Annotated in this window: 11 protein-coding genes and 1 riboswitch; of the genes, 9 read left to right on the top strand and 2 right to left on the bottom strand. The window is 40.6% G+C overall.

Annotation, left to right across the window (positions count from 1 at the left end):
• Positions 1–60: 60 nt before the first annotated feature.
• Positions 61–1,527, bottom strand: coding sequence for a catalase KatA (katA, locus tag AUO94_RS07160; protein WP_058386576.1), 1,467 nt, complete (start codon positions 1,525–1,527; stop codon positions 61–63).
• 175 nt (positions 1,528–1,702) lie between these two features.
• Positions 1,703–2,716: a C40 family peptidase gene (locus AUO94_RS07155; RefSeq protein WP_058386575.1), complete on the bottom strand. Its 1,014-nt coding sequence runs from the start codon at positions 2,714–2,716 to the stop codon at positions 1,703–1,705.
• A 432-nt stretch (positions 2,717–3,148) separates the two neighbouring features.
• Here AUO94_RS07155 and AUO94_RS07150 point away from each other — a divergent pair, with 432 nt between their 5' ends.
• From AUO94_RS07150 to AUO94_RS07110, 9 genes are all read left to right on the top strand, one after another.
• Positions 3,149–4,705, top strand: a complete 1,557-nt coding sequence (locus AUO94_RS07150) for a fatty acid--CoA ligase (protein ID WP_058386574.1) — start codon at positions 3,149–3,151, stop codon at positions 4,703–4,705.
• 50 nt (positions 4,706–4,755) lie between these two features.
• Positions 4,756–5,145, top strand: coding sequence for a hotdog fold thioesterase (locus tag AUO94_RS07145; RefSeq protein WP_418054999.1), 390 nt, complete (start codon positions 4,756–4,758; stop codon positions 5,143–5,145).
• A 132-nt stretch (positions 5,146–5,277) separates the two neighbouring features.
• Complete coding sequence (locus AUO94_RS07140) at positions 5,278–6,240, top strand: hypothetical protein (RefSeq protein WP_058386572.1); 963 nt, start codon at positions 5,278–5,280, stop codon at positions 6,238–6,240.
• 186 nt (positions 6,241–6,426) lie between these two features.
• A complete protein-coding gene (locus AUO94_RS07135; RefSeq protein ID WP_058386571.1) occupies positions 6,427–8,091 on the top strand; it encodes a formate--tetrahydrofolate ligase in 1,665 nt (554 codons plus the stop codon).
• A gap of 134 nt (positions 8,092–8,225) precedes the next feature.
• Entirely contained in the window at positions 8,226–8,447 is a 222-nt protein-coding gene (locus AUO94_RS07130) for a hypothetical protein (RefSeq protein WP_058386570.1), read from the top strand.
• A 29-nt stretch (positions 8,448–8,476) separates the two neighbouring features.
• Positions 8,477–9,778, top strand: coding sequence for a DUF4139 domain-containing protein (locus AUO94_RS07125; protein ID WP_058386569.1), 1,302 nt, complete (start codon positions 8,477–8,479; stop codon positions 9,776–9,778).
• 222 nt (positions 9,779–10,000) lie between these two features.
• Entirely contained in the window at positions 10,001–10,615 is a 615-nt protein-coding gene (locus tag AUO94_RS07120) for a PH domain-containing protein (protein ID WP_058386568.1), read from the top strand.
• A gap of 197 nt (positions 10,616–10,812) precedes the next feature.
• Positions 10,813–10,914: riboswitch (purine riboswitch) on the top strand.
• Positions 10,915–11,061: 147 nt separating this feature from the next.
• Positions 11,062–11,649: a xanthine phosphoribosyltransferase gene (locus tag AUO94_RS07115; protein WP_058386567.1), complete on the top strand. Its 588-nt coding sequence runs from the start codon at positions 11,062–11,064 to the stop codon at positions 11,647–11,649.
• Positions 11,646–12,962 (top strand): nucleobase:cation symporter-2 family protein, encoded by a 1,317-nt coding sequence (locus AUO94_RS07110; protein WP_156423934.1) that lies wholly within the window; start codon positions 11,646–11,648, stop codon positions 12,960–12,962. The genes AUO94_RS07115 and AUO94_RS07110 overlap by 4 nt, the downstream gene beginning before the upstream one ends.
• Positions 12,963–12,964: the final 2 nt, after the last annotated feature.

Below are 12,964 nucleotides of genomic sequence, written 5' to 3'. Positions count from 1 at the left end.
GTTTATCCACATTTTGGATAAACGGCTAATTGAGAAAATAGAAACGATATTATCAAGTACTTATTTTATTTCTGTAAGATTTGGAACCGCAAGACCAAGACCTTCAGCAACGCGTGTCCCAAATTCAGCATCTGCTTTATACAAATGGCTGATTTGACGAAGTTTAATGTCTTCTTTGTCAACAGCATTTAAGCCGCCGACGAAAGTTGCAACAAGACGTTGTTGTTCTTCAGCACTTTGCAAGCGGTAAAGATCGCCTGGCTGTGTGTAATAATCCTCTTTGTAATAAGGCACCGAATCAGTTACCCCAGATACTTCAAGTGGAGCTGGTTTAGCAGCTGCAGTTTCAGTAGGACCCCCATAACTATTCGGCTCATAGTAGACAGAACCACCACCGTTGTTGCCAAAGTTCATTTGGCCGTCGCGTTGGTAATTATTCACTTGGTTTTTCGCTGCATTAATTGGCAGCATTTGGTGATTAGCGCCTACACGGTAGCGATGTGCATCGTGGTATGCGAACAAACGGCCTTGAAGCATTTTGTCTGGAGATACGTCGATACCCGGAACCAAAGTGCCTGGAGAGAAAGTAGCTTGCTCAACTTCAGCAAAATAATTTTCGGGGTTGCGGTTAAGTACCATGCGGCCAACTTCCATTAGTGGATAGTCTTTATGAGACCATGTTTTAGTCACATCGAATGGATCAAAGCGGTATGTGTTGGCATCTTCTAAAGGCATAACTTGTACATACATTTTCCAAGCAGGGAAGTCGCCTTCTTCAATTGAATTGAAAAGGTCTTCTGTATGGAAATCAGGATTTTCGCCAGCGATTTTGTCAGCAACTTCTTGTGTGATGTTTTGAATGCCTTGTTCAGTTAACATATGGTATTTGACCCAAACCGACTCACCTTCAGCGTTGGTCCATTTGAATGTATGGCTTCCAAAACCGTGCATATGACGAAGTGTAGCGGGAATTCCGCGGTCACCCATCAAATAAGTTACTTGGTGCAATGATTCTGGTGACAATGACCAAAAGTCCCACACTGCGTTAGGGTTTTTCAAGTGAGTACGTGGATCGCGCTTTTGTGTGTGGATAAAGTCTGGAAATTTAATCGCGTCTTGGATAAAGAAGATTGGCGTATTATTACCGACTAAATCATAGTTTCCTTCTTCTGTGTAGAACTTTAAAGAAAAGCCGCGTGGGTCGCGAACTGTATCCGCTGAGCCTAGTTCACCAGCAACAGTTGAAAAGCGTGCAAACATCTCTGTTTTCTTACCAACTTCCGATAAAAAAGCCGCTTTCGTATATGTTGAAACGTCTTGAGTTACTTCGAAATAACCGTGTGCGCCTGTTCCTTTTGCATGAACTACACGCTCAGGAATACGTTCTCTGTTGAAATGTGCAAGCTTTTCAAGAAGATGAACGTCCTGCAAAAGAATGGGACCGCGTTGTCCGGCGGTTTGAGAATTTTGGTTGTCTCCTACTGGAGCCCCCCAGCTAGTTGTTAAACCTGTTTTGTTCGTAGTCATAAATCGAACACCTCATTTTCTATTTTAATATAAACACTATACTTCTAATCATATCACCCTTTAAATTAAAATCAATACTAAATGATAATAACTATAATTAAGGAGTTTCTATTCTAATGAGCCGTTGAATGTGTGCAAAAAAACAGTACCGGTTGGACCGGTACTGTTTCTATTTTTATTTCGTAACATTTAGGCGTTGGAAGCTATCGAAGTGTGAACCCCAGTAGCTGTCATTGAGACTTGTCACTTGAACACGATCGCCACCTGCGTGAATAAAGCTATTGTTCCCAATAAAAATACCCATATGTGAAATTCCGGCCCGATACGTATTTTTAAAGAAGACTAAATCGCCAATTTGTGGAGAACTCACAGGAGAAGAAATTGCGTCAAAGCCTGTTGTACTAGTTCTCGGAACGTTGAATCCTGCCTGATTGTATGCGTAATAAATAAAGCCGCTACAATCAAATCCACCTGGTGCAGCTCCTCCCCATTTATAAGGGGTACCTAATGAAGAGTTGGCTATAGCAATAACTGTAGAAATGGCTCCAGAACTAGGTGCAGTAGTAGTTGGTTTCGAAACAGTGACCAGTTGACCAGTGGCTGAACTGCCATCAATTATCAAAACTTGGCCCAGACGAATCGAACTTGTTTTTAAGCTGTTAGAACTCATTAATTGCGAAACGGAAACACCGTGCCGCTTTGCAATAGTTGTTAATGTGTCTCCACTCGTTACGCGGTATGTATTGGGTTTAGTAACTGTTGGTGTATTAGCTTGTGCCTTGCCGCTGACTGTTAGCTTTTGGCCGGGACGTATATTGCTATCAGGTAGCTGATTCAATTTTTGAATAGAGCTCACGTTGGTACTGTGAATTCGAGCTATCTGTGACAAAGTGTCCCCGGCTTTGACTGTATATATACTAGTAGAGATTACTGGTGCTTTAGTTCCGGTATTTTTTGGTGGAGCGGTAGCCGAAGTAGCTGCGACTTTGATGGTCTGATTTGGATGAATCGAAGTAGATGGTAGCTTATTCCACGATAACAGCTGATCAACTGAAACCTTATTACTAGAAGCGATCTTCCATAATGTGTCTCCTGGTTTAACGGTATATGTGCTTGCTTCTGTGTTGGAAGCCCCAATCGCCATCGATAATGCAGTAGCAGCAACTAAAGTAAAAATAACTCTTCTCATTCTCAAGCCCCTTTTTCTAATCTTATTTATTTAGTCTATTGTTTTTGTAATTTTCTTAATTCTATATAATTAATTCAATATAGGCAATAAGAATCAATATTACATTTGTGTTACAAAAATAAAAGTAATGATAATTTGACTTTAAATCTTTAAATAAGGAATGTTTAGTTGAAGAATTACAGGCAGACGGAGGTCCTACACAAAATAATATCGGTCAGTTTTAATAAAAGTTAATAGCTCTTGTTAAATGATTGTTTATTGCAAAAAAACATATTAAATTAATCGTTTGCAATAGCGACAGGTGATATAAACATCGTCCAGTTAATGCCTTGATTTAAGATAGATTTAGAGTTGTTGCAATATTGGTTTTTTTCTGACATCATATAGTTAATTTGATAGAACAAATGGTTTCATCAAAAGGAGGAGCACAAAATGTATGCAACACTTGGCAGAGTATTCGATCAGACAGTAAGCATGTATCCAAATAAAGAAGCGCTGGTAGATATGAGAAGAGAGAAAAGATGGACCTATTCACAGTGGAGTGATGAAGTTCATCGTTTAGCAAATGCGCTAATTGCTGCAGGTGTCTGTAAAGGGGATCGTGTTTCAAGTTTTCTTTTCAATAATAGTGAATTGCCTACTGCTTTATTTGCTTGTGCAAAAATAGGAGCCGTTTTCAACCCCATTAATTTTCGTTTGAAGCCCGAAGAGTTAGCCTATATTCTAAATGACGCGACACCAGAAATTGTTCTTTTTGAAGAAGCTTTAAAAGATACAGTTGAGAAAATAGCTTCCCAGTTTCCGAGTATTCAATTTTGGTTTATAGACGATACGGTTCCTACTTACGCAATAAGTTATCGGGAACAAGTCAATGCGGCGTCTGCAACAGATCCGCTTGTAGAAGTAGATGAAATGGATATTTACGCGATTATGTATACAAGTGGCACAACAGGACGACCAAAAGGAGTAATTCACTACCACCGCAACATGGCGGAACAAAGTATGACGTGCATTGCAATGTTAAAGTATACGAAGAATGATGTGGGGTTAGTCGTCGCACCCATGTTTCATTGTGCAGAATTACATTGCTGCGTTATTCCACGCGTTCAGGCCGGCGCTTCAAGTATTATCATGCATCAATTTAATCCGCAGACGGCAATCGAGACCATTGAAAACGAAAGAGTTACGGTTATGTTTGCTGTGCCGACAATGTGGAGCATGATGACCGAATTAGAAGGAGCCGCATCTAAAGTGAAAACTTTGCAGCGCGGGCTGTATGGAGCAGCTCCGATGGCGCCTGTACTCGTAAAGCGAGTTAAAGAAGTACTGGGAATTGCATTGATCCAAGCTTATGGTCAAACGGAAATGGGACCAGCGATTACCTTTCTTGCTGAAGATGAACAGTTGACAAAAGCAGGCTCAGCTGGAAAACCGGCTTTTAACCACGAAATTCGAATCGTTCGGACACAAGAACAAGGTTCTTCTGAACCCGATGACAAATTAGCAGCATTTGAGGTGGGAGAGATTATTGTTCGTGGACCGAGCATGATGGGTGGTTATTTCCATCGTCCGCAGGCAACGGCCCGTGTGCTATATAAAGGGTGGTACCATACGAGTGATTTAGGGTATATGGATGAAGATGGCTATTTGTTTGTGTCCGATCGAGTTGACGACATGATTATTAGCGGTGGAGAAAATATTTATCCGCGTGAAGTGGAAGATGCTCTTCATGAACACGACATGGTTCAAGATGTTGCGGTTTTAGGGATTCCCGATGAAAAATGGGGCGAAGCAGTGATGGCATTTATTGTTGCAAAAGACACATCACTCACTGAAGAGAAATTGGAAGAGTATTGCCTCGATAACAACAACCTTGCACGCTTTAAGCGGCCCAGATCTTACCAGTTTGTCGATGAACTGCCACGAAATGCCAGCGGTAAAATACAGAAATTTCTGTTGCGTGAACTTTATGCCAAAGACGATAAATAGGGATAACAATAACTAGGGGATATACAGACAAGGAGAATGTTAACGTGCAAATGAAATCAATGAAAGAAACTATTTTAGGTGCATTAGGAATTGAAGTAACCGAGGTTACTCCAGAAAAAGTCATAGCGACGATGCCTGTCCATGCAGCGACTCATCAACCTTTTGGGCTATTGCATGGAGGTGCATCCGTAGTATTGGCTGAAACGGTTGCGAGTATGGGAACGTGGAATTTAATCGATCAGGAAACGGAAATCGCTGTAGGGTTAGAAATCAATGCCAACCATCTGCGCGGTAAGCAGGACGGAATAGTAACCGCCATCGGTACGCCACTCCATAAAGGACGCACAACTATGGTTTGGGATATTAAAATCGTTGATGAAGATGAAAAATTGATTTGTATTTCGAGATGTACTGTAGCAATTGCTAAAATGAAAAAGTAGTGAATAAGGACGTATAGCAAAACTCTTGCCTCTATTTCTAGAGGCAAGGGTTTTGCTATGTCTATTGTGAGTTTTTCGCGGAAAGGCATGTTAGTATGGACAGTAACAAACTGTAAAGAGAGAGTGGTTACTATGTTTAATTCTTTAGTAGAACTAATGGAAGCAAAAAACTTGAAAGATAAACGCTCGATTCCATGGAGTCAAATTTGCCAAGAAGAATCCTTGTCAGAGAACTTTATTAAAGAAAATTTAGATCAAGTTAACTGGCAGCTGATTTCACGCTATCAAGAATTATCCGAGAGTTTCATACAGAAGTATAGAAGTCGCTTGTTTTGGGAAGATATTATTAAAGCGCAAAAACTGTCGGAACGTTTTATCGAAAATTATGGGACTAAAAAGAAATGGCAGCCGATTAATGTAGAACAACTCAGCAAAAAACAGCAAAAGCTAGTTGAAAAAGAAGGGAAACCGTTTGATGCTGGAGACTACTGGAAGTTTGTCTCCATGAAGCAACAATTGGCGAATTCCAAGGGCTTGTCGCCGGCGTTTATGGAGAGGCATCAGAACAAATTAGCGTGGCATGAACTGAGCCGCTATCAGTACTTGCCGATGCCGTTAATTCATCGACATGCAAATCAAGTAGATTGGCTACTCGTTACACGTCACCAAGTCTTATCGGAACGTTTTATTGAAAAGTACAGCAACGATGTGGAATGGGAAACCATTTCGTTCCACCAACGCTTGTCGGAACGCTTTATCAACCGGCATTACGCAAAGATGAGTTTTATCTCAGCCGAAGAAAAACGTTCTGAAGCTTTTCTTTATAGTCATTTCGATAAATTAGACGCGGCATCAATCGTGGAACATCAAGATGTGGGTGAAGTGAAAAAATACAAGCCGTTTGATGTCTATGTATTGACTAAAGACGATCAGAGAAAATACATTCTGAAATTTCATGATCTAACAGAAGGCTTGGAAACAATCCAAAAAGCTGATGAAGAAGAGCTATATGATCAGCTAGAGGAAAATAGTTTATTGGCAATAATGGAGGAAGACTTTCCGGAACTGGCCATTATCGGAGATTTGCGATTTTGATGCAAGATTTACTTTTTAAAAAAAGTCAACATTTTAACTGTCTGTAAATCTTAGAGACTAAAGGATTCTTCTCTGTTTACCGGTACATATCAACCGCTTTTCTGAAAGATAGAAAAGCGGTTATTTTTTGTTTTATTGAAAAACAGGTTATACTAAATAAAAAAATTGAAAGTTGGGATTTTATTCATGGCGTTTACTGATTTATCGATTGCGAGCAAAGCGACTATACTGCCGATTTTGGAAATTGCCGAACAAGCGGGCATTTCTAAAGAAGCCTTGGAATTATACGGGAATTTTAAAGCGAAAATCAATGTAGATCAGTTGCCACCTGTTGAAAAATTAGGGAAAGTCGTACTAGTAACGGCAATTAGTCCGACACCTGCTGGAGAAGGGAAGTCTACTGTAACGGTAGGTTTGGCGGATGCTTTTAAACAATTGGATGAATCAGTGGCAGTAGCTCTCCGTGAACCATCTTTAGGTCCGGTCATGGGTGTAAAAGGTGGTGCAACGGGTGGTGGCTTTGCACAAGTGCTACCGATGGAAGATATAAACTTGCATTTTACGGGAGATATCCATGCCATCACGTCAGCCAATAATTCATTAGCTGCGTTTCTTGATAATCACTTACACCAAGGCAATACCCTCAATATTGATCCGCGTCGCATTACGTGGAAGAGAGCATTGGACATCAATGACCGCGCGCTACGCCAAGTAACGATTGGTCTTGGTGGACCTGGACAAGGCGTGCCACGTCAAGATGGCTTTGACATCACTGTAGCCTCAGAAATTATGGCGGTTTTGTGTTTAGCGACTTCGCTAGAGAATTTGAAAGAGCGACTCGCACAAATGGTGATTGGGTATACTTACGATAGAGAGCCGGTAACTGTCAGAGACCTTGAAGTTGAAGGAGCGTTAACTTTATTGTTGAAAGATGCCTTTAAACCCAACTTGGTTCAGACAATTGAAGGGACGCCCGCTATTATACATGGCGGACCATTCGCCAATATTGCACATGGCTGCAACTCGCTCATTGCAACGAACACAGCTAGAAGAATAGCGGACATCGTAGTGACAGAAGCAGGGTTTGGTGCAGATTTAGGTGCTGAGAAATTCATGCACATTAAATCCAGAAAAGGTGGATTTCATCCGGATGCGGTTGTAATTGTAGCAACTGTTCGTGCGCTTAAAATGCACGGTGGTGTGACAAAGGATCTGTTGTCAGAAGAAAATGCAGATGCCGTCAAGCGCGGTATGGTCAATTTGGCGAAGCATGTAGACACAATCCGTCAATTCGGAATTGAACCCGTCGTAGCACTCAATCGCTTTGCTGGAGATGGCGAATCAGAGTTAGCTGTCGTGTTAGACTGGGCAAAAATCGAAGGCGTTGCCATTGCACTGACGGAAGTATGGGAAAAGGGCGGGCAAGGTGGAATTACTTTAGCCAGGCTAGTCAAACAAGAATTGCAGCGTCCAACAGACTTTCATTATCTTTATAAAGAAGAAGATCTATTTGAAGACAAACTTCGTGCGATTGTTCAAAAGGTTTACGGAGGCGCAGGCATTCAGTTGTCTGATGTTGCGCAAAAGCAGTTAGTTGAATTGAAAAAATTCGGCTGGGATTCATTGCCGATTTGTATGGCAAAAACGCAATACTCATTATCAGATCAACCTAAATTATTAGGTCGTCCTGAAGGCTTTACGATTACTATACGAGAAATTATGCCGAAACTGGGCGCAGGATTTTTAGTGTGCCTAACAGGCGACATTATGACAATGCCAGGTTTACCAAAAAAACCTGCTGCTTTGAAGATGGATGTAACAAATGATGGCAAAGCGACTGGTTTATTTTAAGAACAAAGACTCGAGTGAAAGCTCTGAGTCTTTTTTGATGGAGAAAAATTCAATCATTAAAAATGAAAAGCCAATCATCGAGAGAGGTGGTAGAATACAAGGAAAGTGAAGAGTAAAAAACGGGAGGAACCAACATGGACTGCCAAATTACTGTTACCGATTTTGTGGAACGAGAAACAGCGATTTATGTCAAAATAGATGTCTATGATCACCAAAAAAACCAGTGGTACCAAGAAGAGTTGAGATTTTTAGGAGAATTGCTGTATGGAGAACTCGTGCATCCGAAAAAATCTCCTCTGACAGAACAATGTCGATTGGGAACCATTGCTTATGTAAGAGCGTATTTTAACCGCTAGACAAGTTGGATTTGGAAGGGGAGATTTGGATGAAATTTCAATCAACACGCCAACAAGTGACGTCTTCAGGTTTGACTGTTTATAACGATGGATTTGGAATGGTCAAAGAAAAGCGGATGGTTCCAGAAAACAAAGCAGTGACTGACATTCAATTTTTGGATGTCGCTTCAGAGATTGAAGCAGATTCCGTATTGATCGAAGGGCTCCAAGTACTAGAAAAAACGTATAGTACCAACTTCATTAGCAAAGAAAAACTCTTAGACTGGTATATCGGTCAGGTTATTACTGTAAACAATGCAGAATTGGGTGAAGCGATAAAAGTTCGTTTATTGAGCACGTCAGGTAACATTATTGTGGAACAACTCGATACCGGAGAAATCACTATTGATCCGATTGGACAGTTGATCCTACCTTCGCTGCCGGAGGGGCTTTTGATGAGACCGACGTTAGTATGTAAGATCGTGGCAGTTGAAACGGCTACTGAAGTGGGGATTTCTTATTTAACAAAAGGATTAAAATGGCAAGCAAACTACGTCGCGGAAATCCGTGGATCTTATTTAAATCTCACGAGTTGGATTCAACTTTCTAATGATAGTGGGATCGATTTTTTCGAAAGCCGACTCAAGTTGACTTCAGGAAACGTAAATCGATACAAAGAGGCACACCCGTTGCATGCACAAGCGCGGCTATTTGCAGCTACAGAGGAACAGGAGTCTTTTTTTGAAGAGCACACTTTCGAGGATTACCACATGTATAGTATGGCCCGCCCCGTGACCATTTTACAGGATCAAACAAAGCAAATCAGATTGATGAAAATACAAGGAGTAGATTTCCGAAAGGTCTATAAAGTTGAATCGGGTAGTCAGCAGGCAGAAGTTCGTGTGGAGTTTTACAATAACGTGGACAACAAGCTAGGTGTTCCGCTACCTAAAGGAATAGTTAAAGTATATGAGCAAGACAGTAATGACGAAATGGAGTTCATCGGAGAAGATGCCATGACCCACAAAACGAATCAGCAAAAAGTATCGTTAGCTATCGGAAAAGCTTTTGATATCAGTAGTGAAAGCCGGGAGAAAAAACGCAGCAGAAGTGGACATTTTGACTACGTGACTTATGTGTACGAGTTGCAAAATAAAAAATCGGAATCTGTACGAATCGAAGTGACTCATCAGGTTTTCGAACAGATCTGGCAGATGGAATCGTCTAGTCATGATTACGAATTAAAGCAGTCCAATAAACTGGAATTTCGTGTACATCTAGCTGCAGGTAAAAAAGTAGAGGTAGAGTTCACTTATAAAGTGGACAGAAGAACTGAAGAACAAATTCAATAAATGTGAACGATAGTAAATAGAACCAGTGATTCCATTGTGCTCTATAGTTTGATGATTTCTTACGCAATGTGGTAAAACTATTCCTTTAGTTCGACCGATATAGAACCTTTTTTTCAAGAAACCAGCTAAAAGAAGAGCTGGATAATTATGTCGCTCTGCTCGTTTTTTTGATAAAATCAACTCGAACGACTATTACTTTACAGGCAAAGGGGAACGAGTAAAATGTTTAAAAAAATGGCTTCAGAAGCACTTGGCTTATCGGACATAGGAAAAATAATTGACCCGCAAGATTTCGATAAAACGGATTCTGACGACTACGTGATGCACGAAGACGGAGAGAAAATCTATTTTCTAATTAAGACCAAGGCGGATGAATATTGCTTTACAAATCTCGCAATCATTCACGTTGATGGTGAAAGTGCAATGTCGTCTAAACGAACATTAAGACGTTTCCCTTATTCTCAGCACACCATTTCAAATGTTGTTCTCGAAACTGCTGGGAAAATCGACTTGGATATTGAACTTGCCTTTGCTGTAGGAACGCTGCCTTTTAAAATTGATGTTCAAAAACAACAGGCAAATCGGTTAACGGACCTTTACAAATCGTTATTGAGAATTGCTGAAAGCACACACGAAAACGAAATTATTATCAATATGGCAAATGACAGCTTGAACAAGGCCGTTACCATTTTACAAAACTCGCGAGTGGGTGAAGTTGCGTTAGGAGACGAATATTCGAAGCTTACTGATTTTGGTTTTACGTGGATGACTTCCGTTCGCAACCAATACCACGTGAAAGATTTCGGAGATGTGTTTGAGAAGTATATTAATAATTAATAGAGAAAAGATGGCTGCTAACTCAACAGCCATCTTTTTCTAGTTATAAAAGTGAAGTATCCCAAAAAATCCAGAAATGATTTACTAGGAACTAGATAACTATTTATCAACACTAGATACTGTTTTTATCTGAAAAAATGGAATACTTTTTTAAATCGAGGCTCGCTTGAAAAGCTACAGTAGCGTGCTATAATAAGACCATTCAAATACGATTCACTCATATAACAGCGAGAATATGGCTCGCAAGTTTCTACCAGTTTACCTTAAATAAACTGACTATGAGAAGCAACGAAACAGAAGGATTGGGCCTTTTTAGGTGTCTATTCTTGTTGTTTCCTTTCGAATTCAAGCTCGAAGGACATTGCTCCACTCATGATATGGATGGATGCACGTTCTGAGGGCTTTTTTTCATGCCTTCAGCCGTGACAGAAAGGGAGCTGACGGTTATGAAAAAATTGCAGGACAAAATCTTATCGGACGGCAAAGTCTTGTCGGAATCGGTATTAAAAGTAGATTCATTTTTAAATCATCAAATTGATCCACCATTAATGCAAGCAATTGGAGAAGAATTTGCATTGCGTTTTAAAAATGATGGCATCACAAAAATTTTAACGTTGGAGTCTTCGGGTATTGCACCTGCGATGATGACGGGGTTAGTTTTAGGCGTACCTGCCGTATTTGCAAGAAAGCGTAAATCGCTAACATTGGTTGATCATATGTACACAGCTAGTGTCCACTCATTCACTAAAAATGAAACTAACGATATTTCTGTATCAAAAGATTTTATTCAACAAGATGATGTAGTCCTAGTAATGGATGATTTTCTTGCTAATGGTCAAGCAGCTCTTGGATTATTAGATATCGTTGAACAATCAGGTGCTAAACTTGCAGGCATCGGTATCGTTATTGAAAAAGGGTTCCAGCCCGGAGGCAAATTGCTTCGTGAACGTGGCATCCGCGTGGAAACATTGGCGAATATTGAGTCTTTGGAGAATGGGACAGTGTCATTTTTCGGGGAGGCTAACACGCAATGAAGAAGATGCTGGGCGAAACGGCTTTAGGATTTCAGCATGTATTAGCGATGTATGCAGGAGCGGTATTAGTTCCGCTAATCGTTGGAGAAGCACTTGGACTGACGCCAGAACAGCTAACGTATTTGGTTGCCATTGATATTTTACTTTGTGGGGTAGCGACGATTCTTCAAATTGTCAGCAACCGTTTCTTCGGTATCGGACTTCCGGTAGTGCTCGGCTGTACGTTTACAGCAGTTGGACCAATGATTGCTATTGGGGGACAATATGGCATATCCGCTATTTATGGTGCTATTCTTGTTTCTGGATTATTTGTCGTTTTGATCAGTGGATTTTTTGGAAGTCTTGTTCGTTTCTTCCCACCAGTCGTTACGGGTACGGTCGTTACCATAATCGGAATTACGTTAATTCCGGTTGCAATCAACAATATGGGCGGCGGACAAGGTGCCAGTGATTTCGGTTCACTAACCAATATTGCTTTGTCTTTTGGAACGCTGTTGTTTATCGTTTTTCTATTTAGATTCTCTAGCGGTTTTATGAAAGCTATCGCGATTCTTTTAGGATTGGTCGTTGGGACAATTGCTGCTACCTTGCTTGGGAAAGTGGATTTCTCCCCTATTGCCAATGCCTCGTACTTCCATATGGTCGAGCCTTTTTACTTTGGAATGCCGACATTTGAATTACCTGCTATTTTAACAATGATTTTAGTGGCGATGGTGTCACTAGTCGAATCGACAGGCGTTTACTTTGCGCTTGGAGACATTACAAAAAAGAACATTAAAGAAAAAGATTTAGCAAAAGGGTATCGTGCAGAGGGATTAGCCATTGTTCTTGGTGGTATTTTTAACTCGTTCCCGTACACTGCTTTTTCACAAAATGTCGGTCTGATTCAAATGTCTGGTGTTAAATCACGAAAAATTATCTTCATTGCAGCTATTATGTTGGTGACGCTTGGATTTGTTCCGAAAATTGCTGCTGTGACAACGATCATTCCTCCATCAGTTCTCGGAGGAGCGATGATTGCGATGTTTGGTATGGTTATTGCACAAGGTATTAAAATGTTGAGCACTGTTGTTACGGATTCTCAAGATAATTCTATGATTATAGCCTGTTCTGTTGGAATTGGTCTTGGCGTGACAGTAGTTCCTGAATTATTCATACAACTGCCTTCAAGCGTTCAAATTTTGACTAGCAATGGCATCGTTGCCGGCAGTGTTACCGCTATTGTCTTAAATATTCTTTTCAATATGCTGCCTTCTAAAAATCGTCAACGTGCAGCAGCAACTGTGAAAGATAATGCAATAAACCAAGGGTGAAT

The sequence above is a fragment of the Planococcus kocurii genome (assembly GCF_001465835.2).
Lineage (GTDB): Bacteria > Bacillota > Bacilli > Bacillales_A > Planococcaceae > Planococcus > Planococcus kocurii.
This window is presented reverse-complemented; position numbering and strand designations above follow the sequence as displayed.